This is a genomic window from Synechococcus sp. J7-Johnson (assembly GCF_024345795.1).
Taxonomy (GTDB): domain Bacteria; phylum Cyanobacteriota; class Cyanobacteriia; order PCC-6307; family Cyanobiaceae; genus Regnicoccus_A.
Window position 1 is genome coordinate 1 of sequence record NZ_JAGQBU010000035.1, and the last position, 24013, is coordinate 24013.

Sequence of the window (24013 nt, forward strand, 5' to 3'; positions counted from 1 at the left end):
ACTGATCAGATCCAGATCAGTTGCGGCAGCGGCGGTTTCGGGCACAGGAAGGAGGCGATACCACCGAGCGAACCCCATGCCGGCAGCTCAGGCCAGTGCGCCTGTGACACACTTTGAATCAGCCCTGCCAGAACCTGGCTGACCTCCAGGCGAAGACGGCAGCAGGCAGTGAGGTTCAGGTTGGTTCTGCTGTACTCCGAGCAGGAGCTGATCATGATCCACTCAACGCACGCTGCCTCGTCGATGTGTCTTGACCGTCTACGCCCTCATAGTCTTTTGGTGATTGTCTGTCTCCTCAGCGGAACCATGCAGCCTGGCCATGCCGAACCATGGAAGGCCTGCTCTTTTAACGACACGACGATCCCCTGCCGCGACAACCACTCCCCTGATGGCACGGTGCGCATCGTCTGGCAGGACGGCAAGGCCATGACCTATCGCCTGGTGAAAGCCGGCTTCCCCCTCTCCAGCTTGCGAGACTCCCTCGGCGGGATCTGGGAGCGGCAGATCTTCGTCCAGGGCAATGCCGTGTTCACCAACAAGCTGAACGGCAATCGGATCTTTGTGCCCTTGCGCCCAGAAACCCAGCGGCCATGATGGAGCTCAATACGTTCCTGCGCTGGAGGCAGTGAATAGGTGCACAGGCCGGAGCAGAGAGCTGTTGCCGGTAGAGCCCAGGACTTGTTGAGTGAATCATCAGCCGATGCTGCCAATACCGAAGCTCGTAAGAGTGAAGATTCTTGTCTCTGTCAGTCATCCGTTGCTTCAAAAAGCAAAGAATTGGTGATTACGGAAGCGAGGAAGAGCATGGGCTCTGGGCCTTTGCGCGTGTTCGTGCGCTAACTGCTCGAGCAAAATCCTCCCGGAAGCACTCGAACTCCTGGCGGGACTCAAGCCGCTCCCAGGGACGTCCAGACGAAGCTGCCGCCACTCGGGGCAGCACTCAGCGTGCAAGAACCGTCATCAGCGCAACCCCTCTCCGCTCGTTGATCGCCAAAGGTGCCATGGCCTGTTCCACGGGCCTGCGTACACCCAGAAGATCCAAGGCGTGGATCGGCGTTATGACCTGCTGCTGACCGTGCACCACAGTTAGGCTGTAGATCTGATAACTGGGAATGATGATGGCGGAGCACATGCTCACCCTGCTGAAGTACAGCACCCATGACTGCTCAATCTGCCAGCGCATGGCCACCTTTGACGCCAAAGTAGCCGATGAGCTGGGATTGGCTTTTGTGGACGTCGACATGAAGAATCCACTGATCTACGGACAATATCGCAAGATATTGCTACATCACTATCCCCTCAAGCAAAATCTGGGGCTGCCCAGCTATCTGCTGGTGGAAAGTCCTGAGGGGGATTTCAGCATTCATGGCGAAATCGCAGGCGGCATGCCTGAGGACAGATTTCAGGCACGCCTGCAGGAGCTGCTGCGCGAATCAGCCAGCAACTAAGACTGCTCATCAAGAGCGATGTGACTGAACAAGGTGGTCACGAAGGCAAACATCAGAAACGGCAACGACAGCACAAAAATCAGCCCGATCACTGCAATGCCAGCCACGGGGTGGGTGGCGCCCATCAGCGCCAGACCTGAAGCAAGGCTCAGGAAGATGACCAGCAACCAGACAAGAATCTGCCCATAGATATCTCCATAGGTGAGAGTGCAGCGAAATGCGTAGCCGCTTGTTGATGTCATGATATTGATTCCACTTATCGGGATTGATTGCCAACCAGAGATGCAGGCCTGAAGTTTCAGGAATACCAGCTGCGGTACCAGCGCTGCATCGTATTGATCTCTTCACTTTGCACACGCACCATCTCTTCAGCGAGCTTGCGCATTTCAGGGCGCTGGCTGTTGTTGAACTCCATGGTTGCCATCATCACGCCCATCTGGTGATGGGGAATCATCTGCTCAATGAACACTCGATCGAAGTCGGATGCCTGTCTGAGAGCCTCAAGGTTGGTGCCCATCCAAGGCCCTCTATCTCTACCAGCCCTGCCTGGCATGCCTGGCATGCCCATGCCTCCCATCATCCCGCCGCGGTGCCAGCCCCAGCCGATCCCTGGTTCCCACTTGGGGAGATCGGCGTTGAACCACTGCCGATACCAGCGCCGCATCTGTTCATTTTCTCGGGTCTGGCTGGCCTTGATGCTGCGGGCCAGTTCCTTGATTTCTGGTCGACGGGCACGGGTCAGGGCCAGATCGGCCATCGCGATGGCTCCATCGTGATGGGGAACCATCATCTCGATGAAACGCTGATCACTCGGACCCATCCGAGCGCTCCAGTGAGGTGCAACGACCTGCGCTTGCAGCACAGCTGGTTCAGAGGTCTGAGTCCGAGCCACCGACATCGCTCCGGACAGCACGGTCAAGGCAAGCCCTGCGCCCGCCAGCCGCAGCGCTGTGGATCCAAGTCTGCGCAGGGAACCGCGATTGAAGTCGAGCATGATCTTCTCCCCATTGACGACCGTTCATCCTTCAAGCGTTGCCGCGCCCCCGTCCAGAAGTCGCGTTGCTTTACAAGATGTAGTGGCCGGATATCCACCCGTTTGCGATTAGACAAATTGACGTAAAATTACTGAGAATAATCTCTACCCACAGCAGGCCAAAGGCGCTGGCTCGTCGGGCACCACAGCTGGGCTGCAATCAAGTGGGTGTGGTTATCCCCTGTGCCGCTGCACCAGTCGTGAAGCACGATAAAAGCAGCCTTGTTGGATGTCAATCAAATGGCTCTACGCGACGAAATCTGTGTACCTTGCCGAGATGGTGGCCCCACCCTTGAGGCGGAGGGACTGGCCTCCTTGCAGGCTGAGCTGCCGGATTGGGAGGTGCTTGAAGGCCATCACCTCCACAGGCGCATCAGCTTCCCCGACTTCAGTGCGGCATTGGCCTGGCTGAATCATGCCGGCGCCATCTGTGAAGAACAGGGCCACCACGGCGACTTTCGGGTGGGTTGGGGCTACGTGGAGATCGACATCTACACCCACAAAGCCGATGGCCTGACGCGAGCCGATGCTGTCCTGGCCGCCAAGTTCGACGCCATCAGCCTCTGATGAGGCACGGTGTTGCACGTCTGGCGTTGACCAGGGCGGCTGGGATCAAACTGAGTACTGCCTTCTAGCCCGCCTTGGACCGCCTCCTGCTCCTGCGCGCCGAGGGGCTCAAGCGTCAGTTGGGCGATCGACTCCTCTGGAGTCAGCTGGATCTGGAGCTTGCCGCCGGGGATCGCCTTGGGCTGGTGGCACCCTCGGGGGCGGGCAAGACCTTGTTGCTGCGAGCCCTGGCCATGCTCGATCCCCTGCAGGCCGGCACGATCAGCCTGCAGGAACGCCCGCCGGCCGCCTGGGGTCTGCCCCGCTGGCGCTCGATGGTGCTGTATCTCACCCAGCGGCCCATCGCCCATGGGGAGACGGTGGAGGCGAACCTGCGCTCGCCCTGGAAGTTCCAGGAGCTGCGGGGGCGTGGGGGCTGGCGTTCTGAGCGGATCACGGGCTGGTTGCAGGCCCTGGGGCGCGACCCCTCGTTCCTGGCCTACGACGCCGAGCGGCTCTCCGGCGGCGAGCTGCAGTTGTTGGCGCTGCTGCGGGCTTTGCAGTTGGATCCGAGCGTGCTGCTGCTGGATGAACCCACGGCCTCCCTCGATGGGGCCACCACCGCCGCGCTCGAGACCCTGCTGATCGAGTGGCTCGCCGCGGGCCAGCGCGCCTGCGTGTTCACCAGCCATGACAGCGAGCAGATCCAACGCTTCGCCACCCGCACCCTGGAGCTCCGCCCATGACCCCCTTGAGTTCCGGTGCCCTGACGATCAGCGATGGCCGCCTGGCGCTTTCCGCCCTGCTGATCCTGGTGAACGTGGGGCTTTCGGCGGCACTGCACCTGGGACTGACGCGCAGCCTGCTGGTGGCTTCAGTGCGCATGGTGGTGCAGCTGCTGCTGGTGGGCTTCGTGCTCGAGTGGCTGTTCCGCCAGGACCATGCACCCCTGATCGTGCTGGTGGGTGCGGCCATGGCGATGATCGCGGGGATTTCGGCCGTCCAGCGCACCCGGCGCCGCTTCGCCGGCATCTACCTCAACAGCCTGCTCTCGGTGATGGCCTCCTCGGCGCTGGTCACGGGCCTGGCGGTGACGGGGCTGATCCAGCCCCAGCCCTGGTATGACCCCCAATATCTGATCCCCCTGCTGGGGATGGTGCTGGGCAACACGCTCAACGGCATCTCCCTGGGGCTCGATCGCTTCATGGAGGGCTTGCGCAGCGGTCGCGATCGGGTGGAAACAGCCCTGGCCCTGGGGGCGACCCGCTGGGAGGCCTGCCAGGAGGTGGTGCGTGACGCGATCCGCGTGGCGATGATCCCGACGATCAACTCGATGATGGTGATGGGGCTGGTGAGCCTGCCGGGTATGATGACCGGCCAGATCCTCCAGGGGGCGGCGCCGGATGCGGCTGTTCGCTACCAGATCGTGATCTTGTTCATGATCGCTTCGGCGACGGCGCTGGGCGTGTTCGGCGTCGTTGGCCTGGCCTACAGACGGCTCACCAGCGCCGACCATCAGTTGCGGCTCGATCGCTTGATCGGTTGAACGAGGTGATCGGGGCGGTGAACCTGGCGCCGATGATCTTCTGGAACCCATTCAGGCTGGGTCAGCTACGACAAGCGGCGGCTACGAAGAACTTTTCATTCCCTGAAAACCTCAGCGCTTCAGCAGCCAGCGCAGGAGCGAAAGGCCGATGATCAGCCCGATGCCGGTGTTCCACAGCAGTGAGGGGCGCTGGGAGAGGCGTTGGAGCCAGCGAGGCATTCGATCATCCCAGTGCTCCTGCACCGTAAGCAGCAGCTGGGCCACGGGGAGTCAGATGGGTTTCAGAGCGTTGAGCCCATGGCCGATCACTTCTGGGGAGTGGCTCTGCGGCGTGAGCGCACCAGCAGGCCATCCTTCGGGGAGGGGCTGGGAATGACCATGAGCGTCAGGTCCTGATCCGGCTCCATCTCCAGGCTCAGCTGTTTGAGCAGCCCCACCGCCAGCAGCCGGATTTCCAGCTCCGCCAGCGCCTTGCCCAGACAGACCCGCTCACCGCCTCCGTAGGGCAGCAGGAACACCGTTGCGTCTCCGTCCAGATGCCGCTGGGGCCGAAAGGCTGCCAGATCATCGGGGTCGGCGCCGTGGCGATGGCTGGCGCTGATGCTCACCTGCACCACCCGATCGGCCGGCACCAGCACACCGCCCAGGGCGATGGGCTCCCGGGTGCGGCGAAAGAAGCCCCCCACCGGCGGGGTCAGCCGCATCACCTCCTTCACCACCGCATCCAGCCGCGGCGCCCGCAGGGCGTCGTAGGCGCTCACCGCTTCCCCCTCCGGCGGTGGCCAGGGCAAGGTGTCGAGTTCCTCCAGCAGCCAGGCGAGCTCCGCGGGGTGCTGGAGAAGGGTGAGCAGCAGGCAACTCAACGAGGAGGCAGTGGTTTCGTAGCCGGCGAACAGCAGCAGCAGAAGCTGCTCGGCCACGTCGTCGTCGGCCAGGGGGAGACCGGCTTCATCCAGTCCTCCGGCCAGCAGATCGAGGCCGCCGGCGGCGAGGGGCGCTCCGGAGGCAGCGGCGGCCTGGGCCTTCTGGAGCACAGAGCCCAGACGCAGCAACAGGCGCATGCGGGCCTGACGGGCTCTTGCGAATGGACTGCCGGGCAGGGCGAACGGCAGGGAGAACAGGCCCTGGCACCAGATTTCGAAGTCTTCGAACAGGGCATCGCGATCGACGCCATCGAGCCCCAGCACCGTGCTGGCGATCACGCTGAAGGCAAAGCGCCGCAGCTTTGGCACCACAGCGACGGGCGCTTGCGCGCCAAGCAGCTCCTGGTTGAGCGCCTCAACCAGCGCCACGATCGCCGGGCTGTACCGCTTCAGGGCAGCGGATGCGAACAGCTGGCCCACCACCCGACGGCGGGCTTTGTGATCGGCACCGTTGCGGTTGGCCAGCGACAGCGGCCCCAGCAGCTCCCGCACACTGTCCGGCCACCAGCCCTGAACCGCATCAGCCTGAGCGAACAGGTCGCCGATCGCCTGCCCGCCGCGAATGAACACGGTGCGTTGCCCCAGCAGGCTGGTTTCGTAGACATCGCCGTAGCGCTCGAAGCGTGAGCGAGCGAAATCAGGATCCCGCAGGAAGGCGAGGGTCTCGAGCACACCGCTGATCGCTGGCGTGCACGGCATCGGCCGAAGGGTGGCGTAATCGAAGCGCAAGCAATCAGAGCCAGAACGGTGCCCAGGCTGGCAGCCAACCGAGGCAGCAAGGCTCGGCCCGTCGATGCCCGGACCCGAGCCGATTCGCTCCATCGACCCAGGCAGCCTGGGGCCTGCACAACAAAGCCCGGTGACGAGGCCACCGGGCTCTGAAGCAGTTTGGTTGTGGGGGCGGAGCTGCTGACGCTGGCACCTGGGGCCAGTTGACAAGTGGGACCTCCCGTTTGGTCCTGGGCACCTGAGGCAGAGCCGTTAACGGTGCAGTGGACGGCGACGATGTCACACGCCGGGGAAGTCAGTGATCCGTCGAGATTGTTGGAGCAGGGACCGGATCGTCAGCGCGCTCATGGCTGATGCTCAGGTGGGGTGTCTTCCATGCTCTGGAGCCTCCCGGTTGTTGATGTAGTCACAATCGGACGGCCAGCCACTGCCGGCAAGGGCTGCAGCGCGATCGACAACGGTCTTCATCGGAGGCAACTGGTCTTCATGAAGAGGGCTTCATGGCTCCTGAACTGGACCCTCGGCGGGCCTGGCAACACTTCCAGGGCCTGCAGGCTGGCTCTCAACTCTGGGTGTCCGTCGGTTCCGGCGGCAGCCGCCGCTCCACCTGCAGAAACACCAGCCAGGCCACCCCAGCGCTGATGCCTCCGGTCCAGTCGCTGCGCAAGAGCTCCACGATCGAGATCGTGCTGGCACCGATGCGGAGGCCACGCAGCAGAAAGCGGCCCAGCTTCTCCAGGTCTGAGGGCATGGTCAGGGGCTGCGGCTGGAGCATCAGGTTGGCGGAAGGATAGAGGTGGACAACAGCTGAGCGATCAGCTGCACCAGCTGGTCCAGTCGATCGAGGCCTGCACCGCCAGCAGGTTGAGGGTGCCGCCACCGTTGGTGTCATCGCCATTGATGATCGCCGCCTCCAAGGTGAGCCGCATCGAGCGCACCTTCATCTCGGTCTGGGCGGCACGGGCTTCAGGGCCTTGCAGGTCCACGATCGAGCGGTCCACATCCAGATCGCCGCCGAACAGGTGGACGAACTCGCTGTCGTTGTGAATCACGCCGTAGCTCTGGCGGTAGCCCTCGTTCACCGCCCGAAAACCCACGCGAGGGAGTTTCACCTCAGCGGGGAAAGAGAGGGAGCCGCCGATCAGGTTGCGGAACGGCAGACGGCGCAGCAGCTCTCCTTCTGAGAAGGTCTTGAGCACGGCCAGGCGCTCAACCCGCTTCTCGTACTTGGCTGCCTCCAGCAGGGTGAGGCCCATGGTCACTCCCGGGGCCTGGCCCCAGACACATCACCTGCTGTTGCCAGGTTCCTTGTGTGCGGGGTGATCCTTGAGATTCAGGCTGCTTAGCCTGGGGCGATGACCAATCCCCAGCTCACCGAGAACCTGCTTGCGGTGATCCGGAGCCTTCCGGCTGACGATCGCCGCTGGCTGCTCAGGCAGCTGGAGCAGGACAGCAGCGACCTGAGTAACGGTGCCCTGGTTGAGATAGCGATGGCCGGGGGCGCCTTTGACGACCTGGCGGCTGAGCCTGACTTCTACAGCTTCTCGGACGGAGAAGCGATCGGCGCCGTCTGATGCTGAGCCGCTAAGACATCGTGCTGGTCGCCTTCCCATTCACCGATGGCCCTGCGGCCAAGCCCCGGCCAGCCTTGGTGATCACCACCAGTGAGCGCCATGGGGATGTGCTGCTGGCCTTCATCAGCTCCAACGTCAGCGGGCCACCGGGCCGCGATGAGCTCGACATCCCTGCCGAGGATCCAGGCTTCCAAGGCACCGGCCTGAAGGTGAGCTCGAGGCTGTGGCTCAGCCGCATGACAACCCTGGCGATGCTGGCAGGCCCGACACCATCAAGGGAGGCAGTTTTCCCGTAGCAGTCGAGCACATCGGCCGGCGCGGCAAGCCCGTCTAGAAGATGCGGCTGATACCAGCTGAGAAGGCGTTCGCATTTGCCTCAAGCCGCAGAGCACACCCGGCTGCACCGTCTCGGCCTGCTGAGCCGGAGGCTCAGGAATTGTCTGCCTGTGGGGACTCGATGGGTCCGGCAGATCCCAGCAACTGCACGCCCTGGCGGGCTGAGAAGCGCTGGTCAAAACTCAGCACCGGCAGCGCTCCCGCCCTTGAGGCCCGGGCCAAGATCAGATGATCTGCCAGATCGCCGCCCTGCTGGAAGTGCTCCAGCGCATCGATCACCGCATCGATGTCCTCCATCACAACCCCACGGGTCCGTACCAGTCGCTCCAGCAGCTGATGACGGGTGGAGCGGGCCAGCTCATAGCCCCGCAGGACCCAGGCCACTTCGGCCAGCACCACGTCGGGGACATACACCCCGCCCGCGGCGATGGCATCGAGGAAGGCGCGCTCAGCGATCGGCGTCTGCAGCGGATCGTCTCCGATCAGCAGCCGCACCACCACGTTGGTGTCAAGGGTCCTCACGACCGACGGCAGCGGCAATGGCGCGATCCATGTCATCCAAGTTCATCGTCCGCGATACCGCTGGACGATCACGGAACAGATCATCGGGCTCGTATTTGGCAGGCACTAGCACCAACCTGCCGTGAGCGTCAATGCTGGCCTGCAGCCGAGAGCCGGGTGCCAGTCCGAGGGCGTCGCGCAGCTGCCGGGGAATGGTGAGCTGGCCTTTGGAGGTGAGCGTCACAGTGGTCATGCCAGAACTGTAAGGCGGCTCGCCTTACTTGTCTGTGCGCAGCCAGTGCCTGTAGCGGCTCCGCTGCCGCACGGCACTGGCGCCCCCTCTGCCAGGAAAATTGACGCCTCTCCATTTCGTCCGTTTCAACCACCAGGGGGCCTCATGGAATCGTTCGATGCGTCCTTACAGCGAGGCCGTCTAGCCGCAGGCTTCTGCGTAGGCGAAGCCTTCTCGAAGAGAAGCAGTGGGCTGAGGTCCGCCGGCGGTGGAGGGCTGGTGCATGACCTCCCTTGTCAGCTCAGCCAGCGTCGAGCTCGCGCTGAATGCTCTCCCAGTCCTGGGGAAGATCGCCTCGACTCACCATCTGCGAGAAAACGGAATAGCAGTCGTTGCGGTCTCCCTCCTTGCGGGGGAAGCCCAGCCAGAGAATCAGCAGCAGGCGCCGGCCGTCTGCCTCAAAAGGCCGGAAGAAAAGACGGTGGCGATCAGGCAGGCCCAGGCCCTTGAGACGCCCGTAGCGACGCAGCGGTCCACTGAGGGCAAAGCGGCTGGCATGGGGATCAGCAGCGATTCGCTCCTTGATTCCCTCCATCACCGCCGCCAGCAGCTTCACCTGGGGATGCTGCACAAAGGCCTGGTGATCGGGCTGCTGCTTGAGGCGCCTGGCCTCAGCCTTGAGCTCGGCGTACTGGCGTGCAAACAGGCCCGGCTGGAAGGCAATCTGCCAGCCATGACGCACCAGCGCTGGGCTCATTCCGCAGCTGCATCCACCGCATCGACCACGACCCCGGTGAGCAGTTCGTCGTCGTCGGCTGCCATCACCTCGGTGTAGAGCAGCGGGCGGCCTTCGGCCGTGAGAACATGACGACTGAGGAAGTCAAGGAAGAGCCCCAGCATCAGGCTTTCTTCTTCCGCATCGGCCTCCAACGGCTGAACGGGCTCAAGGCGCAGCAGCAGGGTGTTGTCACTGAGCACCTCCACATGGCCTGCGGCGCCAACGAACTGGGGATGATCGCGGTAGAAGGCGACAGGCAATCGCAGGCCCGAGGAGTTACCGATCTGGGCCGGCGTGACGCGGTAAGGGGTGGCGGTCATGGCTGGCAGCCCGCCCCAGGCGGACTTACGTTGCGTTAGTCCAAAGCCTAGGGCTGAGCGATCCGCTCAACCGGGGCGATCTCGAGGAGCAGTCCCGAGCCGTCCGAGACCCGGCATCGACAAGTTAGAGCCACAAGCCGACGTGCACCACTACGCCAGCTTTTCACCACCGCTACACCACCACTCACACCACCTGAATTTTTTGCTTGCCTGGGTTTCACGGGGACGTGCCGGGAGGCCAAATACCTCAAGAGCCCTTATCCCAGCTTGGATCAGGGGAAGTCGTGGGACGCAAGGAGAGCTACCGGGAAGTCCCGTTTTGACCGAAAACGGAGAGGGTGGGATTCGAACCCACGGAAGGTTTCCCTTCAAACGATTTCGAGTCGTTCGCTTTCGACCACTCAGCCACCTCTCCAGGACCGACCTTCCATGCCCACAGGCACAGATGGCTCAGCCAGGGGGCACTCTACGGATTCATCAGCACGAATTCATCAGCGCGCATGCGTCAGCCTGCTGCTCCCTCCAGCGATCCACTCTTCCCGCTGGCGCTCCAACCCCTGGGCAGGCCAGGGGCCGTGCCGCTGAGCCAGACCCTTCCGGGGCAAGCTGCGCTCAGCAGCTGCTGCTGGCGATGGCTGGGGCGAAAACCAAGCCACACTCCCGCCAGCGATCCGGCATCGGGCAGGCCACGATCGCTCCAGGCCTCCAGCGACTGGGGGTCGGGCAGCAGCCACCAGCGGTGGCGGCCGATGCCGAGATGGAGGGCCTGGCTGTCGCCGCTGAGGGGAGCAAGGCTGAGCCCGGGGCTCTCCAGGCGCTGACCCGGCTGCAGGCCGCTCTGGCCATCGTGGCTGGAGACCAGCAGCGAGGTCTGGCCGCTCCAGCAGGCCGGATCGGTCGGGGCGATTGGATCCAGCAGGGTGATCCAGTCGTAGCGCTCCAGGCCGAGGCCGCTGGCGAGCTTGCGGGCATCGGCGCAGCTGAAGTCATCGGCGCGGCCACTCACCAGGGCACCGCGCCCCCGGTGGCGGGCCACCAACAGATCGCCGCTCCAGCGGTGCACCAGCAGCAGGGCATCGCCACCGAGCAGGGCCAGATGCACCGCCAGCACCAGAGCCAGTCCCGCCGCCCCCAGCCGCCGCGGCCAGGCGCCGGCAGCCGGCAGCAGCCAGGGCAGCAGCGAGAGGCCGAAGAGCAGCACCAGGGCGGGCAGGGGGCGGCCCAGCTGCCACTGGGCCATCGGCAGGGCCGCGAAGCCGCGGGTGATCGCCAGCAACAGGCCGCAAAGCGGCAGCAGCGGCCAGGCCAGCAGCGGCAGCAGGGGTGGCAGCAGCACCGCCGTGAGGGCCATCGCCATGGCGCCGAGGGTGAGCGGGGTGAGCAGGGGCGCCACCAGCAGGTTGGCGGGCACCGCATAAAGAGGAACGATGCCGAAATGGTGCAACTGCAGCGGCAGGGTCCAGAGCGAGGCGGCCACGGGCACCGCCAGCCCCGCCGCCGCCCAGGCCGGCAGGCGCCTGGTCAGGGCCGTCTCCAGGGGACGGGCGGTGAGGATCAGCCCGGCGGTCGCCGCCACCGAGAGCTGGAAGCCCACGTCCTGAAGCCACCAGGGCTGCACCAGCAGCATCAGCAGAACGCTCAGCAGCAGAACCCCCAGGGGCCGGCTGCGGCCGCCGCTCTCCAGCACCGCAAAGGCCACCCCACCCATCAGCACCGCTCGCACCACCGAGGGCTGGGGGCCAGCCAGCAGCAGGAACAGCAGCATCGCCGCCAGGGCCAGGAGGCAGCGGGGCAGCCGCGGCAGCCGGCGACCCAGGGCCATCACTGCGCCGAGCAGCACCGAGAGGTGGAAACCGGAGGCGGCCAGGGCGTGGGAAAGACCGGCGGCGCGGAAGCTCGCGCCCACATCCACCGGCAATGGCACCACGGCGCTGCCGAGCACGAGGGCCGCGAGAATGCCCCCCTGACGCTCCCCGCCCTGCTGGATCAGGGCGGCGGCCATGCGGCGGCGCAGATCGGCGATGGGGGTGGCCGGGCGCGCCAGCACCTTCAGATCCGTGGTGGCCTCCAGGCGCAGCTGGCTCCAGATGCCGCGGCGGGCGAGGCGCTCCGCCGGACCGCTCAGCAGCGGATGGGGGCCGCTGGCCGGCCGCCGCAGGCTGCCGCTGGCGTCCACCAGCCAGCCCTGGCGCAGGGGCGGGCAGGGCTCCAGCAGCAGCTCCGTGCCGCCACCGGCCGTGCGCATGGGCACCGAGCAGCCCCCCGCATCGCCCCGCGGGCGGGGATCGCTGACGATCTGTCCGCGCAGCACCAGCTCACGGCTGCTCTCCCCCTGCAGCAGCTGCACCGGATCGCCGGGGCCTGGCTGGGGCTGGCGCCAGAGCGACCAGAGCAGCAGCGACGGGGCAATCACCAGCAGGGCCAGCGTCGGCAGCGGCCTGGCCCCCAGCTGCCGTGCCCGCCAGCAGCCGGCCGCCCCGAGCATGAGCAGGAGGACCAGCCGCGGCATGGCGGCCATGGGCACGGTGCCCAGCGCCAGCCCCGCCAGGGCGAGCGACACCACCAGAAAGGGCATGGAACCAGCGCCAGTCCCCGAAGGGTTCCCCGCTCAAGCAACTCTGGTCGCCAGCGTCAGCCGGGCAGGCTGAGCATCAGCTCACAGAGCTGGGGGCTGGGCAACTCCTGACCCAGCAGCGGAGCCACCAGGGCCGCCAGCGGCCTCAGCCGGCAGGGCCAGATCGCCCGCTCCGTGAGCCGGCCCGTCTGGAAGCTGCCAGCGATCAGCACCAGCGCCAGCAGGTTGCGTTTCATCGGCGGAGCCTCCCTGGAGTGACCTCAGGCCAGAGCCGGCTCAGCCGCCAGGGCGCGACGCTGCTCGTCGCTGAGCAGGGGAAAGCCCAGGGCTTCGCGTTCCAGCAGCCAGGCTTCAGCCACTTGCCGGGCCAGGTGCCGGATGCGGCCGATGGTGGCGGTGCGCTCCGTGACCGAGATCACACCGCGTGCCTCCAGCAGGTTAAAGGTGTGGCTGCACTTGAGCACGTAATCCAGTGCCGGGGCGGGCAGACCAGCCGCCACCAGGTCGCTGGCTTCCGCCTCATAGAGGGCAAAGAGCTGCTGCAGGCGTTCAGGGTTTGAGGCCTCGAAGTTGTAGGTGCACTGGCCCTTCTCCGAGGCCAGCCACAGATCGCCGTAGCTGCGCTGGCCGTTCCAGCTCAGCTCCCAGATGCTCTCCACATCCTGGAGGTACATGGCGAGGCGTTCGAGCCCGTAGGTGATCTCGATCGACACCGGCCGGCAGTCGAGGCCGCCGCACTGCTGGAAATAGGTGAACTGGGTGACCTCCATGCCATCAAGCCACACCTCCCAGCCCACACCCCAGGCACCGAGGGTGGGCGACTCCCAGTTGTCCTCCACGAAGCGGATGTCGTGGTCGCGCTGGCGGATGCCGAGGGCTTCGAGGGAGGCCAGGTAGGTCTCCTGGATGCCGTCGGGGGAGGGCTTGATCAGCACCTGGTACTGGAAGTAGTGCTGGGCGCGGTTGGGGTTGTCGCCGTAGCGGCCGTCGGTGGGGCGGCGGCAGGGTTCGGGATAGGCCACGGCCCAGGGCTCGGGGCCGATCGCCCGCAGCACCGTGTGGGGGCTCATCGTGCCGGCGCCCTTTTCCGTGTCGTAGGGCTGCAGCAACAGGCAGCCCTGGTCGGCCCAGAAGCTGTTGAGGGCAGCGATGATGTCCTGGAAGTGCACGCTGCCGCTCGCCGATGGCGCCATGGGTTCGGGCCATTGTGGGACCGCAGCCGCACCCTCACCCCTTGGGAATGCGCAGCTTCTGGCCCGGGAAGATGAGGTCGGGGTCCTCGATCACCTCCTTATTGGCGGCGAAGATCTCGGTGTAACGGGCCCCGTTGCCGTAGGCGCGCTCGGCGATGCCCCAGAGGCTGTCACCCTCCTCCACCAGCACGAAGGTGGAAGGCTCCGCCGGTTTGGCGCTGGCAGCTGGAGCGGGCACCTTCAGGGCGGCAGCCTCCACCTTGCTCACCCCCTCCACATTGCCGGCGATCAGCACGGCCTTCTCGAAAGCCGCCTGGTCCTTGGCCTTGCCGGAGACCGTGGCTGCGCCGCTGGCGACGGTCACCTTGATGTCGGTGAGGCCAGGGTTGTTCTTCTCGATGTGCTGCTTGAGCTTCTCGCCAGACTTGGCGGAGTCTTCGCCACGGTTGAACACCTTCTTGCCGATGTTGGCGGCGAAATCGAAGAGTGGAACGCCCATGAAGAGGCAGGCAACACACAGACCCAGTTAAGCCACCAGCTCGAGCAGCCCCATCAGGCCGCCGGCCAGCAGACGGTGACGGGCCCAGCTGAAGCCCGCCGATCGCGCCAGCTGCTCCTGCTCGCCGCCGCTGGGAAAGCGCTCCAGGCTGGCTTCGAGGTAGGCGTACTGATCGGGCAGATCGAACAGGCGCGCGGTGGGCACCACCAGCCTGCGCAGGTAGAGGCGCTGGAAGGCAGCCGCCATTGCCCCGGTGGGAGAGCTGGGGTCGGGGCGGTTGAAATCCAGCACAGCCGCCCGCCCGCCCGGGCGCAGCAGCCGGCGCAGCTCCCTGAAGCCCTCGGCTGGATCAGCCAGATTGCGCAGCCCGTAGGCCATCACCGCACCATCGAACGACTGGGGCGGCAGGCCTGTGGCCAGGGCATCGCCCTGGCGCCACTGCAGCGGCAGCCAGGGCTGGCGGGCGGCGCGTGCGGAGGCCACCTGCAGGGGAGCACTGGCGGCATCAAGGCCGATCACCTGCCCGCCTGGCCGCACCTTCCCCGCCAGCACCAGTGCCAGATCACCGGTGCCGCAGCAGAGATCTATCAGGCGCTGACCTGGCCTCGGGAGCAACCAGAGGACCGCCTGGCGCTTCCAGAGGCGGTGAAGCCCGAAGGAAAGCAAGTCATTGAGCTGGTCGTAGCGAGGGGCGATGACCTCGAACAGCTCTCGCACCGCCTGGGGATCACCGGGCTTCAACGGCGGAGATGGAGCTAGGGACGCTCAAGACGATCGCAGGTCGGAGCAACGGCTGGGATCCACCAGGCAATCGAGGGATCCATCCCAGGGCAAGTTGACCGAATCGAGGCTGACGCCTGGTTCCTCGATGGGCTGGGGCAACCAGAGAGCGCGGCCGGCGAGGCGATTTGGACCGGTGAGGGTGAGCACCATCACAGTGGCCAGACCGACAGCGGCCGAACAGACCATGCAGCCGGCGAGCATCAGCGAAAACTCACGGCGGTCGCTTGCCGCCTGCATCAACTGAAGGGCCCAGGCCACCAAGGCCACCACCACAACCACCATCAGTAGGCCGAGGGCTGTGGAAAGAGGTGGCTGCAGGGCCGGCACGGGGAGAAAGGCGAAGGAGAGCCTAGGTGTAAGCCCTTGAATCAATGTAACGACAGTTTGCGATCTGCCGTGATCGCATCGCCTCCGCCGGCCAGGGAAGGGCACTCATCCTCCAGCGACCAAGCCTCCAGCGACTCGACCTCCAGTGGCCGCAGCTCCAGGCCCCGCGCCAGCAGCTCGCTTTTGATCGCCTGCACGGTGAGCACGCCGTCGTGGAGGAGGGAGGCCAGCAGCGCCGCTGAAGCCTGGCCCTCATCAAGGGCGGCGGCGATGTGATCGATGCTGCCGGCGCCACCGGAAGCGATCACCGGCACCTCCACCGCCTCGGCCACGGCACGAGTGAGGACCAGGTCGTAGCCAGCCTGGGTGCCGTCGCCATCCATGGAGGTGAGCAGGATCTCACCGGCGCCGAGGGCCACGGCGCGCTTAGCCCAGGCCACCGCATCGAGGCCGGTGTTCTGCCGCCCACCCTTGACGTAGACATCCCAGCCGCTGCCATCCGGGCGGCGCCGGGCATCGATCGCCACCACGATGCACTGGCAACCGAACTGGCGGGCCCCTTCGCTGATCAGCTCCGGCCGCGCCACCGCCGAGGAGTTGAGGCTCACTTTGTCGGCACCGGCCCGCAACAGCTCGGTGATGCCCTCCACGGAGCTGATGCCGCCGCCCACGGTGAAGGGGATGGTGACGGCCTCGGCGGTGCGGCGCACGAGGTCAACGAGGGTGCGGCGACCCTGATGACTGGCGGCGATATCGAGGAAGACCAGCTCATCGGCACCGGCGACGTCGTAGCGGCAGGCGAGCTCCACCGGATCACCGGCATCGCGCAGACCGATGAAGTTGACCCCTTTGACCACCCGGCCGTCGGCCACGTCAAGACAGGGAATGATGCGCCGGGCCACCATGGTCTCGCTGTTAAGGTTGCGCCACCCGATCCAGTCGCGCCGGTCATGTCCCAGGCTGCCACCTCAGGCCCCTCGAGCGCCGTAATGATCGGTTCGAAGGTCAGGATCACGCGGGTGCGTGACCAGATTCCTGCCGAGCTGGTCGAAATGCTTCAGAGCGATGCCACCGGCACCGTCCGCGATTTCAAGATGACCGATGGCAGCGGTATCGGGGTGGTGGTGGAACTCGCCAACGGCAGCACCGGCTGGTTCTTCGACGACGAAATCGCCGCGGTCTGATTTGAGCGACGCCCCCGAGACCAGCAACAGTGGCGGCGGCGCCCGTCAGCTGCTTGGCATGAAAGGTGCCAGCGGCACCAGCTCCATCTGGAAGCTGTGCCTGCAGCTGATGAAACCGGTCACCTGGATCCCCCTGATCTGGGGAGTGATCTGCGGGGCGGCGGCTTCGGGCAACTTCCACTGGACCCTGCCGGAGGTGGGCGCGTCCCTGGCCTGCATGGTGATGAGCGGGCCGCTGCTGGCCGGCTACACCCAGACCATCAACGACTACTACGACCGCGAGATCGACGCGATCAACGAGCCCTACCGGCCTATCCCATCTGGCGCCATCTCCCTGCCGCAGGTGAAGGTGCAGATCTGGGTGCTGCTGATCGCCGGCCTGGCGGTCGCCTGGGGGCTAGACCTCTGGGCGGGCCACACCACCCCGGTGCTGCTGCTGCTGGCGCTCGGCGGCTCGCTGGTGAGCTTCATCTATTCAGCACCGCCGCTGAAGCTGAAGCAGAACGGCTGGCTGGGCAACTATGCCCTCGGCGCCAGCTACATCGCCCTGCCCTGGTGGGCCGGTCAGGCCCTGTTCGGCCAGCTCACCTGGACCACGGCCCTGCTCACCCTGGCCTACAGCCTGGCGGGTCTCGGCATCGCCGTGGTGAACGATTTCAAGAGCGTGGAGGGCGACCGGGCCCTGGGGCTGCAGAGCCTGCCGGTGGTGTTCGGGATCAAGCGAGCCAGCTGGATCAGCGCCGGCATGATCGATCTGTTTCAACTGGCGATGGTGGCTGTGTTGATCGCCATCGGTCAGAACTTCGCGGCCGTGCTGCTGGTGCTGCTGATCATTCCCCAGATCACCTTCCAGGACATCTGGCTGCTGCGCGATCCAGTGGCCTTCGATGTGAAGTATCAGGCGAGCGCCCAGCCATTTCTGGTGCTGGGGATGCTGGTCACGGCGCTGGCGATCGGTCACAGCAGCCTTACCGTGGTGATGTGAGGGACCTGTGAGCAAACGCAGGCGGCGCTTGCTGCTGGTCGCTGCCTTCGCTGTCACCGCTGGAGGCGTCACGGCGCTGGGGGTGAACGCCCTGGTGAAGGGGATGGACAGCCTGTTGCCCGACGCTCGCCGGATCAGCACCTTCAACCGTCCAGGCACGGTGACGATCCTCTCGGCCGACGGGGAGGTGCTGCAGAAACTGGGCCCGGCCACGCGCGAGAAGGTGGCCAGCGGCCAGATGCCGGAGCTGGTCAAGGAGGCCTTCATCGCCGCCGAAGACCGCCGCTTCTATCAGCACAACGGCATCGACCCCACCGGCATCGCCCGGGCGATGCTGCGCAACCTGCGCCAGGGCTCGGTGGAGGAGGGGGCGAGCACGATCACCCAGCAGCTGGCGCGCACGGTGTTCCTCAGCCAGGACCGCACGCTGATCCGCAAGCTGAAGGAAGCGGCCCTGGCCGGAAAGCTGGAGCGGCAGCTGAGCAAGCAGCAGATCCTCGAGCAATACCTCAACTACGTGTATCTGGGCTCCAGCGCCTACGGCGTGGCTGATGCCGCCTGGATCTACTTCTCCAAGACCCCCGACCAGCTGACCCTGCCGGAGGCGGCCATGATCGCGGGGTTGCCGCCAGCCCCCTCGGTGTATTCGCCGCTGGTGAACCCGGAGCTGGCCCTGCAGCGCCGCAGCGTCGTGCTGGAGCGGATGGCCCAGGCCGGCTTCATCGATGCAGGGGAACTGGCCGACGCCAGGGCCACACCGCTGGAGCTGAAGCCAGCCCTGCCGAAGTACTGGAACAGCCGCGCCCCCTTCTTCACCGGCTGGGTGGCACAGGAGCTGCCCAAGGTGCTGAGCGCCGAGCAGCTGGAAGTGGGCGGGCTGACGATCCGCAGCAGCCTCAATCAGGCCTGGCAGGAGGAAGGCCAGAAGGTGATCGACGCCAGCGCCTATGGCGGCCTGGAAGGGGCGCTGGTGACGGTGGAGCCGGGCACCGGTCTGGTGCGGGCGATGGTGGGTGGCAAGGACTTCAACAGGAGCCAGTTCAACCGGGCCACCCAGGCCCTGCGTTCACCCGGCTCCACCTTCAAGCTGTTTGTCTATCTGGCTGCCCTCAAGGCCGGCATGAAGCCGGAGGACACGGTGGTCGATGCCAAGCGCTGCTTCGCGGGGTACTGCCCCAAGAACTTCAGCGACCGCTACCTGGGGCGGGTGTCGCTGGCGACGGCGCTGCAGAACTCGCTCAACACCGTGGCCGTGAGCCTGTTGCAGCAGGTGGGCTTCGACAAGGTGATCGCCACGGCCCAGAGCCTGGGCATCACGCGGGAGCTGGGGCGTTTCTACCCGATGGCCCTCGGCGCCTATGAGCAGACCGTGCTCGACATGACCACGGCCTATGCGGCGGTGATCAACCGCGGGGTCTTCGTGCCGGCCACTCCGTTCGAGGAGATCAACGGACCGAATGGTGAGCTGCTCTGGAGCCGGCGCGTGGATGGCGACAAGGGACGGCGGGCGGTGAACAGCGACATCGCCGATGCCATGGTGTGGATGCTGGAGAGGGTGGTGAGCGGCGGCACCGGCGGCGCGGCCTCCCTGGCCGGCCGTCCCGTGGCGGGCAAGACCGGCACCTCCGAGGGTGCGCGCGACCTCTGGTTCATCGGCGGCATTCCCCAGCTCACCACCGGCATCTGGCTGGGCTACGACAACAACCGCAAGACCGGCAGCGACAGCGGTTCGGCCGCCGCGGCCTGGGGCCGCTACATGGCGGTGGTGGTGAAGGACCTGCCCGTGAAGCAGTTCGCGCCCAAGCCCGTGCTCACCGGCACGTTCAAGCCCACCAGGGCGGCCAGATCCACCTTCCAGCAGGGCCGTCCCAGCGACCTGCCCACCCCCGGCGAAGACCGCCGGCGGCCGGAGCCATCGCAGACGCCGCCACCGAGCGAGCGCGGCAGCGACCTGCCTCCCCTGCCCGATCTGCCGACGCTGCCGCCGCCGAGCCGGCCACCGCAGGAGCGTCAACCAAGCCCCGAACCCCTGCCCACTCCGGAGCCCGCACCAGCCCCGGTGGCGCCCTCCTTCCCGGTGGCACCACCGCCTGTGGCACCGCCTCCACCGGTGGCACCACCTCCCGTTCCCTGAACCGGCTCTCCCTCGTGGTTCAGCCGGGCGCCTGCAGCACAGCGGCAAAGAAGCCATCTCCACCCTGGGGACCAGGCCAGTGCTGCTGCTGCGACAGCAGCCGCCAGCCAGGGTGGTGCTCCAGGAAAGCGACGATCAGGTCCCCATTTTCGCTGGGGTGCACGGTGCAGGTGGCATACACCAGCCGGCCGCCGGGGACCAGCAGCGGCAGCATCGCCTCCAGCAGGTTGCGCTGCAGGGCCACCAGCTCGCTGATGCTGCCGGGAGTCATGCGCCAGCGAGCATCAGGGTGGCGCGCCAGGGTGCCCAGCCCCGAGCAGGGGGCATCGAGCAGGATGCCATCGAAGGGCGGTCCGGGGATGGCGCCGGGGAGTACGGCATCTGCGGTGAGCGGCTCGATCGCGCTCAGCCCCAGGCGGCGGGCGTTGTCGCGCAGGCGGCGCAGTCGGCCCTCGGAGCGATCCACCGCCAGCACGGAGCCGGTATCGCCGATCAACTCGGCCAGGTGGGTGCTCTTGCCGCCGGGGGCGGCGCAGGCATCAAGCAGGCGCTCCCCGGGCTGGGGGTCGAGCAGGGGGGCGATCACCTGGGCGGTGCGGTCCTGCACGCTCCAGTGGCCTTCGGCGTACCCGGGCAGGGCACGCAGATCACCGCTGCGGCCACCGAGGCTGAGGCCCCAGGGCAGATCCGGCAGGGGTTCGGCGCTCACGCCAGCAGCGGCGAGGGCCTCGATCACCCCCTCGCGGGTGGCGCGCAGACGGTTCACACGCAGATCGAGGGAGGGCGGCTGGTTGGCGGCCAGGGCGAAGGCCTCGGCGCCCTCACTGGGCAGCCACTGCAGCAGTCCGGCAGCCAGCCAGGGGGGCAGGGAACCGCGCAGGGCCAGGCTGGCGGCGGGATCGGCAGGAAGGGGCAGGGGCTCCCAGGGGGCGGCGCCAGGGGGGAGTGCCTGCCGGCGGCGCAGACAGGCCCGCAGCAGGCCATTGACCACCGGCGCCAGGCGGGCGAGGCCGTCGCGCTTGGCCAGCTCCACCGTGGTGCTCACCGCCGCCGAGGCCGGCACCCGGGCGGTGAACAGGAGCTGATAGAGGCCGAGGTGCAGCAACCAGCGCAGCGGCGGCGGCTGGCGCTCAGCCCGCACCTTGCCGAGGGCATCGATCCAGCCGTCGAGCAGGCCCCGCTGGCGGATGGCACCGCAGGCCAGCTCGGTGGCCAGGCCGCGGTCGGCCGGCGCCAGGGGGGAGCGGCGCAGCTCCCGCTCCAGGGCCAGGTCGGTGTAGGCGCCGGCCGCCACGGCCTGCAGCACCCGCCAGGCGACGCGCCGGGCCTCGAGCCCGATGGCGCCCTGGTCTGCTGCCGGCGGGGCTGGGGTGGCGGGGGAGGCGCTCAAACGGCAGGGGGCGGCGGCCTCCACAGATAGCGCCGCAGGGGCAGCCGGCCCTGCTCATCCACGGGGATTCCCTCAGCGAGCAGCAGCTGACGCTGCATCCAGTCGCTGCCTTCACGCGCCAGGCTGAGGCTGATGCAGCCGCGGGCATTGACGATCCGATGCCAGGGCACCTCCGAGGGCAACGGCAGGCGGCGCAGGGCCCAGCCCACCTGACGGGCGCAGCCGTAGGCACCGATCAGCTCGGCGATCTGCCCGTAGGTGGCCAGCTTGCCGGCGGGAACCAGACCAACCGCCGCCCACACCCGCTGATCGAAGCCGGGAGTGCCATCAACCATGACAAGGGCTGACCGGAAGCAGCGGCAGGAAGATCCTGTCATCAGCGCTGGCGGAAAGCCGATCCAAGCGGACAAATCGCGGCCATAGAACGGAGTTCACAACTCCTTTGAGCCCCCCAAGGGCCACCACTATGCAGAGCACCAGCAGGATCAAGAGGGCCGCCTGGGGACTGACGGCAGGGGCCGCCGGCCTGGCGCTCACGCTCAGCGGCTGCGGTCTGCTGCGCGCCACCACCGAGGCACCGTCGGCACGGGCCGCGGCCGCCACCCTGCCGGCTCCTGCCACCGGAGCGGATGCTGCGGATGCTGATCAAGCCCGCGCCTGCGCCACGGGCCGACAGAGCGCCGAGGAGGTGTTCCGCTCGGCCCGGGAAGGGGTGGCGGTGGTGTCTACGGGCAGCGGCATGGGCAGCGCCTTCGTGGTGGCCCAGCAGAACGGCCTCACCTACCTGGCCACCAATGCCCACGTGGTGGATGGCAGCGAGGTGGTGCGGCTGAAGTGGGCGGATGGCAGCAGCGACCGGGCCCGGGTGGTGGCACGCGGTTCAGGCGAGGAGCCCACCAGCGACCTGGCCCTGCTGGCGGTAGAGGGCACGCGGGGCAAGGTGCTGCGCCTGCGCGATCAGGCCTCTGCCGTGGGTCAGGAGGTGTTCGTGATCGGCGCCCCGAAGGGCCTGGAGTTCAGCCTCAGCCGCGGTGTGGTGAGCAGCCTGCGCGGCAACGAGCAGATCCTGCAGATCGACGCGGCGGTGAACCCGGGCAATTCCGGCGGCCCGGTGCTGGATGCGGGCCAGTGCGTGGCGGGCATCGCCACCTTCAAGTTCGGCGACAGCGAGGGGTTGAATTTCGCGGTGTCATCGAAAGTGGTGCGCGAGTTCCTGGCGCAGCTGCCGGCCGCTGGCCAGCCTGCGGCGGAGCCTCCCGACCAACGCCAGGCCCGGCGGCCGCAGCAGCCGCAGCGGCCGTCGCGCCCTGATCTGAACCCCAGGCAGGATGCGCTCTGCCTGTTCCGCGCCGCCGGTGGCAGCGATGAACAGATCCCCTGCCGCATCAGCCGCGTGCGTGGCCGCAGCGGCGGCACCCTCTACGACCTGGCCTGGGCCGACGGCTCCCGCAATGCCTATGCCTTCTTCGCCGATGGGCGCGTGGCGATCCGAGCCGAGGACGGCAGCGGCCAGACCCAGGAGGATGAGGGCAGCTTCCGGCGGTTGCAGGGTGGGGTGGCGGTGCTCAGCAGCGGCAACAGCCTCGCCTTCATCCCCGGTCTGGATCCGGTGCTGAACTGAGGCGCGGCAGGCGGCCTACGGTCGCCCCTGCCGCGCCGCGCCCATGCCCCTGCTGCCCCGCCGCTTCGAGCGGATCCGCGCCGTGCTCGATCGGCGCATGGCAGATCTCAGCGTGGTGCTGGAGGCGGTGGACAAGCCCCACAACCTCTCGGCGATCCTGCGCAGCTGCGATGCGGTGGGTGTGCTCGAAGCCCATGTGGTGAGCCTGAAGGGCCGTCCGCGCACGTTCAACAGCACGGCCCAGGGCAGCCAGAAATGGGTGCCGCTGCGTCCCCACGACACGGTGGAGGAGGTGCTGGGCCAGCTGAAGCAGCAGGGCTTCCGGCTCTATGGCACCCAGCTGGGCACCAGCGCCGTGGATTACCGCCAGTGCGACTTCCGCGGCCCCACGGCCTTCGTGCTGGGGGCGGAGAAATGGGGCCTGAGTGAAGCGGCGGCGGCAATGGTGGATCAGGCCCTGTTCATCCCCACCGGCGGCATGGTCCAGTCGCTGAATGTGTCGGTGGCGGCGGCGGTGCTGCTGTTCGAGGCGCTGCGGCAGCGGCAGGCGGCGGGCCTGGTGCCGCAGGCCGGCGAAGGCTTGCCGGAAGGAGCGCGCGACAAGCTGCTGTTCGAGTGGTCCTACCCCCAGGTGGCGGAGTGGTGCCGTCGCCAGGGGCGCCCCTACCCAGCACTCACGGCGGAGGGGGAAATCAGCGAGGAGCTGCCGCGAACCCTGAAACTGCGCTACTGAGCTATTGAGCCCGCCCAGGATTCAGAGGAACGGGATCAGCACGTCGTTGTGGTTCGGCAGCGGCGGCGACGCCTGGCCGCTGTGGGCCCTCGGCAACCAGAGGGCCAGGCCCACCCCGAGAAGTTCCAGCGCCAGGGGCCGGGCCACCAACACCACCACGCCCAGGGCGCCAAGGGAGAGCATGCGCTCGAGCAGGCCGATCACGTCGTCGCTGTTGGCCGTGCCCAGCAACCAGAGCAGCGCTGAAGCTGCCAGCAGTAGTGCCATGACCCAGATGGGCATTAGTGATCCCCATTGATTTCTCTTATTCTGACGTTAGTCCAGGGTTAAGAGTGCGCTGAGCTAAGGGACCTCTCAAGGCCAGGAGGCGACCAGAGATCCTCTTTGCATGGGAAAGAGTGAGCAATGCATTAGGGACTCCTGAAAAAGCCAGATCGATTGTGCCGCAGCTGGTCTCAGCGATGGATAGCCGGTAGACTGGCCATGAATGCGGCAACGGTAACTTTCAGGAAAGGTGTCACTCCTTGGCTGCCATTCAGGCGGCCTGGATTGATGGTAGCGCCAGGGTCGGTTCTGGCTCTTCTGGTGGCTTGTTGATCCACACTTCTTCGGGTTGACGCCAG

At 66.7% G+C, this 24013-nt stretch carries 33 protein-coding genes and 1 tRNA gene; 12 read left to right on the plus strand and 22 right to left on the minus strand.

Going from position 1 to position 24013, the window contains the following annotated elements; genetic code table 11:
- The first annotated feature begins 306 nt into the window (after nucleotides 1-306).
- Nucleotides 307-594, plus strand: a complete 288-nt coding sequence (locus tag KBY93_RS13715) for a hypothetical protein (RefSeq protein ID WP_255094990.1) — start codon at nucleotides 307-309, stop codon at nucleotides 592-594.
- Nucleotides 595-940: 346 nt separating this feature from the next.
- Here the strand turns inward: KBY93_RS13715 and KBY93_RS13720 are convergent, their stop codons facing one another.
- Nucleotides 941-1183 (minus strand): hypothetical protein, encoded by a 243-nt coding sequence (locus KBY93_RS13720; protein WP_255094991.1) that lies wholly within the window; start codon nucleotides 1181-1183, stop codon nucleotides 941-943.
- Here KBY93_RS13720 and KBY93_RS13725 point away from each other — a divergent pair.
- A complete protein-coding gene (locus KBY93_RS13725; RefSeq protein ID WP_255094992.1) occupies nucleotides 1182-1448 on the plus strand; it encodes a hypothetical protein in 267 nt (88 codons plus the stop codon). The genes KBY93_RS13720 and KBY93_RS13725 overlap by 2 nt on opposite strands.
- Here the strand turns inward: KBY93_RS13725 and KBY93_RS13730 are convergent.
- The gene (locus tag KBY93_RS13730) at nucleotides 1445-1690 is read right to left on the minus strand and encodes a hypothetical protein (RefSeq protein WP_255094993.1); all 246 of its coding nucleotides are present in this window, start codon (nucleotides 1688-1690) and stop codon (nucleotides 1445-1447) included. The two genes, KBY93_RS13725 and KBY93_RS13730, sit on opposite strands and share 4 nt — an antisense overlap.
- Nucleotides 1691-1746: 56 nt before the next feature.
- Nucleotides 1747-2268 (minus strand): DUF305 domain-containing protein, encoded by a 522-nt coding sequence (locus KBY93_RS13735; protein ID WP_255094994.1) that lies wholly within the window; start codon nucleotides 2266-2268, stop codon nucleotides 1747-1749.
- Between the two features lie 453 nt (nucleotides 2269-2721).
- Here KBY93_RS13735 and KBY93_RS13740 point away from each other — a divergent pair, with 453 nt between their 5' ends.
- The 3 genes from KBY93_RS13740 to KBY93_RS13750 all read left to right on the plus strand — a co-directional run bounded on the left by KBY93_RS13740 (nucleotide 2722) and on the right by KBY93_RS13750 (nucleotide 4573).
- Nucleotides 2722-3048: a 4a-hydroxytetrahydrobiopterin dehydratase gene (locus KBY93_RS13740; RefSeq protein ID WP_255094995.1), complete on the plus strand. Its 327-nt coding sequence runs from the start codon at nucleotides 2722-2724 to the stop codon at nucleotides 3046-3048.
- A gap of 74 nt (nucleotides 3049-3122) precedes the next feature.
- The gene (locus tag KBY93_RS13745) at nucleotides 3123-3773 is read left to right on the plus strand and encodes an ATP-binding cassette domain-containing protein (protein ID WP_255094996.1); all 651 of its coding nucleotides are present in this window, start codon (nucleotides 3123-3125) and stop codon (nucleotides 3771-3773) included.
- Nucleotides 3770-4573 carry an ABC transporter permease gene (locus tag KBY93_RS13750; RefSeq protein ID WP_255094997.1) on the plus strand — a complete coding sequence of 268 codons (804 nt, stop codon included), beginning with the start codon at nucleotides 3770-3772 and terminating at the stop codon, nucleotides 4571-4573. The genes KBY93_RS13745 and KBY93_RS13750 overlap by 4 nt, the downstream gene beginning before the upstream one ends.
- 111 nt (nucleotides 4574-4684) lie before the next feature.
- On the opposite strand, the gene KBY93_RS13755 is transcribed toward KBY93_RS13750, so the two are convergent.
- The 4 genes from KBY93_RS13755 to KBY93_RS13770 all read right to left on the minus strand — a co-directional run bounded on the left by KBY93_RS13755 (nucleotide 4685) and on the right by KBY93_RS13770 (nucleotide 7481).
- Nucleotides 4685-4837, minus strand: coding sequence for a hypothetical protein (locus tag KBY93_RS13755; RefSeq protein ID WP_255094998.1), 153 nt, complete (start codon nucleotides 4835-4837; stop codon nucleotides 4685-4687).
- A 41-nt stretch (nucleotides 4838-4878) separates the two neighbouring features.
- Nucleotides 4879-6195 carry a cytochrome P450 gene (locus KBY93_RS13760; RefSeq protein ID WP_255094999.1) on the minus strand — a complete coding sequence of 439 codons (1317 nt, stop codon included), beginning with the start codon at nucleotides 6193-6195 and terminating at the stop codon, nucleotides 4879-4881.
- A 592-nt stretch (nucleotides 6196-6787) separates the two neighbouring features.
- A complete protein-coding gene (locus tag KBY93_RS13765; protein WP_094554152.1) occupies nucleotides 6788-6976 on the minus strand; it encodes a hypothetical protein in 189 nt (62 codons plus the stop codon).
- 64 nt (nucleotides 6977-7040) lie between these two features.
- The gene (locus KBY93_RS13770) at nucleotides 7041-7481 is read right to left on the minus strand and encodes a major capsid protein (RefSeq protein ID WP_255095000.1); all 441 of its coding nucleotides are present in this window, start codon (nucleotides 7479-7481) and stop codon (nucleotides 7041-7043) included.
- A 99-nt stretch (nucleotides 7482-7580) separates the two neighbouring features.
- Between KBY93_RS13770 and KBY93_RS13775 the strand changes: the two genes are divergently transcribed.
- Together KBY93_RS13775 and KBY93_RS13780 are read left to right on the plus strand one after the other, a co-directional pair.
- Complete coding sequence (locus tag KBY93_RS13775) at nucleotides 7581-7799, plus strand: hypothetical protein (protein WP_255095001.1); 219 nt, start codon at nucleotides 7581-7583, stop codon at nucleotides 7797-7799.
- Between the two features lie 20 nt (nucleotides 7800-7819).
- The gene (locus KBY93_RS13780; RefSeq protein ID WP_255095002.1) at nucleotides 7820-8095 is read left to right on the plus strand and encodes a type II toxin-antitoxin system PemK/MazF family toxin; all 276 of its coding nucleotides are present in this window, start codon (nucleotides 7820-7822) and stop codon (nucleotides 8093-8095) included.
- A 133-nt stretch (nucleotides 8096-8228) separates the two neighbouring features.
- Here KBY93_RS13780 and KBY93_RS13785 read toward each other — a convergent pair whose 3' ends face one another.
- The 12 genes from KBY93_RS13785 to hisF all read right to left on the minus strand — a co-directional run bounded on the left by KBY93_RS13785 (nucleotide 8229) and on the right by hisF (nucleotide 16248).
- Nucleotides 8229-8657, minus strand: coding sequence for a PIN domain-containing protein (locus KBY93_RS13785; protein WP_255095003.1), 429 nt, complete (start codon nucleotides 8655-8657; stop codon nucleotides 8229-8231).
- On the minus strand, nucleotides 8644-8889 hold the full coding sequence (locus tag KBY93_RS13790) for an AbrB/MazE/SpoVT family DNA-binding domain-containing protein (RefSeq protein ID WP_255095004.1): 246 nt from the start codon (nucleotides 8887-8889) through the stop codon (nucleotides 8644-8646). The genes KBY93_RS13785 and KBY93_RS13790 overlap by 14 nt, the downstream gene beginning before the upstream one ends.
- A 280-nt stretch (nucleotides 8890-9169) precedes the next feature.
- On the minus strand, nucleotides 9170-9625 hold the full coding sequence (locus KBY93_RS13795) for a type II toxin-antitoxin system YhaV family toxin (RefSeq protein ID WP_255095005.1): 456 nt from the start codon (nucleotides 9623-9625) through the stop codon (nucleotides 9170-9172).
- Nucleotides 9622-9966 (minus strand): hypothetical protein, encoded by a 345-nt coding sequence (locus KBY93_RS13800; RefSeq protein ID WP_255095006.1) that lies wholly within the window; start codon nucleotides 9964-9966, stop codon nucleotides 9622-9624. The genes KBY93_RS13795 and KBY93_RS13800 overlap by 4 nt, the downstream gene beginning before the upstream one ends.
- A 330-nt stretch (nucleotides 9967-10296) precedes the next feature.
- Nucleotides 10297-10381 (minus strand) — tRNA-Ser (locus tag KBY93_RS13805).
- A 90-nt stretch (nucleotides 10382-10471) separates the two neighbouring features.
- Nucleotides 10472-12541 carry a ComEC/Rec2 family competence protein gene (locus tag KBY93_RS13810; RefSeq protein WP_255095007.1) on the minus strand — a complete coding sequence of 690 codons (2070 nt, stop codon included), beginning with the start codon at nucleotides 12539-12541 and terminating at the stop codon, nucleotides 10472-10474.
- A gap of 56 nt (nucleotides 12542-12597) precedes the next feature.
- A complete protein-coding gene (locus KBY93_RS13815; RefSeq protein WP_255095008.1) occupies nucleotides 12598-12777 on the minus strand; it encodes a hypothetical protein in 180 nt (59 codons plus the stop codon).
- A 24-nt stretch (nucleotides 12778-12801) separates the two neighbouring features.
- Complete coding sequence (glyQ, locus tag KBY93_RS13820) at nucleotides 12802-13710, minus strand: glycine--tRNA ligase subunit alpha (protein ID WP_255095021.1); 909 nt, start codon at nucleotides 13708-13710, stop codon at nucleotides 12802-12804.
- Between the two features lie 58 nt (nucleotides 13711-13768).
- Nucleotides 13769-14233, minus strand: coding sequence for a peptidoglycan-binding protein LysM (gene lysM, locus KBY93_RS13825; protein WP_255095009.1), 465 nt, complete (start codon nucleotides 14231-14233; stop codon nucleotides 13769-13771).
- 27 nt (nucleotides 14234-14260) lie between these two features.
- Nucleotides 14261-14974 (minus strand): bifunctional demethylmenaquinone methyltransferase/2-methoxy-6-polyprenyl-1,4-benzoquinol methylase UbiE, encoded by a 714-nt coding sequence (ubiE, locus tag KBY93_RS13830; protein ID WP_255095010.1) that lies wholly within the window; start codon nucleotides 14972-14974, stop codon nucleotides 14261-14263.
- 24 nt (nucleotides 14975-14998) lie between these two features.
- Complete coding sequence (locus tag KBY93_RS13835; RefSeq protein WP_255095011.1) at nucleotides 14999-15343, minus strand: hypothetical protein; 345 nt, start codon at nucleotides 15341-15343, stop codon at nucleotides 14999-15001.
- A gap of 41 nt (nucleotides 15344-15384) precedes the next feature.
- Nucleotides 15385-16248: an imidazole glycerol phosphate synthase subunit HisF gene (gene hisF / locus KBY93_RS13840; RefSeq protein ID WP_255095012.1), complete on the minus strand. Its 864-nt coding sequence runs from the start codon at nucleotides 16246-16248 to the stop codon at nucleotides 15385-15387.
- Between the two features lie 45 nt (nucleotides 16249-16293).
- Between hisF and KBY93_RS13845 the strand changes: the two genes are divergently transcribed.
- The 3 genes from KBY93_RS13845 to KBY93_RS13855 are packed head-to-tail and all read left to right on the plus strand — an operon-like array spanning nucleotide 16294 to nucleotide 19646.
- Nucleotides 16294-16527 carry a DUF2862 domain-containing protein gene (locus KBY93_RS13845; protein ID WP_255095013.1) on the plus strand — a complete coding sequence of 78 codons (234 nt, stop codon included), beginning with the start codon at nucleotides 16294-16296 and terminating at the stop codon, nucleotides 16525-16527.
- Between the two features lies 1 nt (nucleotide 16528).
- On the plus strand, nucleotides 16529-17512 hold the full coding sequence (gene chlG, locus KBY93_RS13850; protein WP_255095014.1) for a chlorophyll synthase ChlG: 984 nt from the start codon (nucleotides 16529-16531) through the stop codon (nucleotides 17510-17512).
- Nucleotides 17513-17519: 7 nt separating this feature from the next.
- The gene (locus KBY93_RS13855; protein ID WP_255095015.1) at nucleotides 17520-19646 is read left to right on the plus strand and encodes a transglycosylase domain-containing protein; all 2127 of its coding nucleotides are present in this window, start codon (nucleotides 17520-17522) and stop codon (nucleotides 19644-19646) included.
- Between the two features lie 19 nt (nucleotides 19647-19665).
- Here the strand turns inward: KBY93_RS13855 and KBY93_RS13860 are convergent, their stop codons facing one another.
- Together KBY93_RS13860 and KBY93_RS13865 are read right to left on the minus strand one after the other, a co-directional pair.
- Nucleotides 19666-21036, minus strand: coding sequence for a 16S rRNA (cytosine(967)-C(5))-methyltransferase (locus KBY93_RS13860; protein WP_255095016.1), 1371 nt, complete (start codon nucleotides 21034-21036; stop codon nucleotides 19666-19668).
- Complete coding sequence (locus KBY93_RS13865) at nucleotides 21033-21371, minus strand: MGMT family protein (RefSeq protein WP_255095017.1); 339 nt, start codon at nucleotides 21369-21371, stop codon at nucleotides 21033-21035. The genes KBY93_RS13860 and KBY93_RS13865 overlap by 4 nt, the downstream gene beginning before the upstream one ends.
- A 131-nt stretch (nucleotides 21372-21502) precedes the next feature.
- Here KBY93_RS13865 and KBY93_RS13870 point away from each other — a divergent pair, with 131 nt between their 5' ends.
- Both KBY93_RS13870 and trmH read left to right on the plus strand, forming a co-directional pair.
- Nucleotides 21503-22657 carry a S1C family serine protease gene (locus tag KBY93_RS13870; RefSeq protein ID WP_255095018.1) on the plus strand — a complete coding sequence of 385 codons (1155 nt, stop codon included), beginning with the start codon at nucleotides 21503-21505 and terminating at the stop codon, nucleotides 22655-22657.
- A 43-nt stretch (nucleotides 22658-22700) separates the two neighbouring features.
- Entirely contained in the window at nucleotides 22701-23390 is a 690-nt protein-coding gene (trmH, locus tag KBY93_RS13875; protein ID WP_255095019.1) for a tRNA (guanosine(18)-2'-O)-methyltransferase TrmH, read from the plus strand.
- 21 nt (nucleotides 23391-23411) lie between these two features.
- Here the strand turns inward: trmH and KBY93_RS13880 are convergent, their stop codons facing one another.
- Nucleotides 23412-23657: a hypothetical protein gene (locus KBY93_RS13880; protein ID WP_255095020.1), complete on the minus strand. Its 246-nt coding sequence runs from the start codon at nucleotides 23655-23657 to the stop codon at nucleotides 23412-23414.
- Nucleotides 23658-24013 lie beyond the last annotated feature (356 nt).

Excerpts from the sequence above, each read along its gene's own strand:
- KBY93_RS13865 (WP_255095017.1), bottom strand. The coding sequence starts at position 21,371 with ATGGTTGATGGCACTCCCGGCTTCGATCAGCGGGTGTGGGCGGCGGTT.
- KBY93_RS13870 (WP_255095018.1), top strand. The coding sequence starts at position 21,503 with ATGCAGAGCACCAGCAGGATCAAGAGGGCCGCCTGGGGACTGACGGCA.
- KBY93_RS13765 (WP_094554152.1), bottom strand. The coding sequence starts at position 6,976 with ATGCCCTCAGACCTGGAGAAGCTGGGCCGCTTTCTGCTGCGTGGCCTC.
- lysM (WP_255095009.1), bottom strand. The coding sequence starts at position 14,233 with ATGGGCGTTCCACTCTTCGATTTCGCCGCCAACATCGGCAAGAAGGTG.
- KBY93_RS13810 (WP_255095007.1), bottom strand. The coding sequence starts at position 12,541 with ATGCCCTTTCTGGTGGTGTCGCTCGCCCTGGCGGGGCTGGCGCTGGGC.
- KBY93_RS13730 (WP_255094993.1), bottom strand. The coding sequence starts at position 1,690 with ATGACATCAACAAGCGGCTACGCATTTCGCTGCACTCTCACCTATGGA.
- KBY93_RS13770 (WP_255095000.1), bottom strand. The coding sequence starts at position 7,481 with ATGGGCCTCACCCTGCTGGAGGCAGCCAAGTACGAGAAGCGGGTTGAG.
- KBY93_RS13800 (WP_255095006.1), bottom strand. The coding sequence starts at position 9,966 with ATGACCGCCACCCCTTACCGCGTCACGCCGGCCCAGATCGGTAACTCC.
- KBY93_RS13775 (WP_255095001.1), top strand. The coding sequence starts at position 7,581 with ATGACCAATCCCCAGCTCACCGAGAACCTGCTTGCGGTGATCCGGAGC.
- KBY93_RS13845 (WP_255095013.1), top strand. The coding sequence starts at position 16,294 with ATGTCCCAGGCTGCCACCTCAGGCCCCTCGAGCGCCGTAATGATCGGT.
- KBY93_RS13720 (WP_255094991.1), bottom strand. The coding sequence starts at position 1,183 with ATGCGCTGGCAGATTGAGCAGTCATGGGTGCTGTACTTCAGCAGGGTG.
- KBY93_RS13760 (WP_255094999.1), bottom strand. The coding sequence starts at position 6,195 with ATGCCGTGCACGCCAGCGATCAGCGGTGTGCTCGAGACCCTCGCCTTC.
- hisF (WP_255095012.1), bottom strand. The coding sequence starts at position 16,248 with ATGGTGGCCCGGCGCATCATTCCCTGTCTTGACGTGGCCGACGGCCGG.
- KBY93_RS13740 (WP_255094995.1), top strand. The coding sequence starts at position 2,722 with ATGGCTCTACGCGACGAAATCTGTGTACCTTGCCGAGATGGTGGCCCC.
- KBY93_RS13750 (WP_255094997.1), top strand. The coding sequence starts at position 3,770 with ATGACCCCCTTGAGTTCCGGTGCCCTGACGATCAGCGATGGCCGCCTG.
- trmH (WP_255095019.1), top strand. The coding sequence starts at position 22,701 with ATGCCCCTGCTGCCCCGCCGCTTCGAGCGGATCCGCGCCGTGCTCGAT.
- KBY93_RS13815 (WP_255095008.1), bottom strand. The coding sequence starts at position 12,777 with ATGAAACGCAACCTGCTGGCGCTGGTGCTGATCGCTGGCAGCTTCCAG.
- KBY93_RS13735 (WP_255094994.1), bottom strand. The coding sequence starts at position 2,268 with ATGGGTCCGAGTGATCAGCGTTTCATCGAGATGATGGTTCCCCATCAC.
- KBY93_RS13790 (WP_255095004.1), bottom strand. The coding sequence starts at position 8,889 with ATGACCACTGTGACGCTCACCTCCAAAGGCCAGCTCACCATTCCCCGG.
- KBY93_RS13880 (WP_255095020.1), bottom strand. The coding sequence starts at position 23,657 with ATGGCACTACTGCTGGCAGCTTCAGCGCTGCTCTGGTTGCTGGGCACG.
- KBY93_RS13725 (WP_255094992.1), top strand. The coding sequence starts at position 1,182 with ATGGCCACCTTTGACGCCAAAGTAGCCGATGAGCTGGGATTGGCTTTT.
- KBY93_RS13715 (WP_255094990.1), top strand. The coding sequence starts at position 307 with ATGCAGCCTGGCCATGCCGAACCATGGAAGGCCTGCTCTTTTAACGAC.
- KBY93_RS13795 (WP_255095005.1), bottom strand. The coding sequence starts at position 9,625 with ATGAGCCCAGCGCTGGTGCGTCATGGCTGGCAGATTGCCTTCCAGCCG.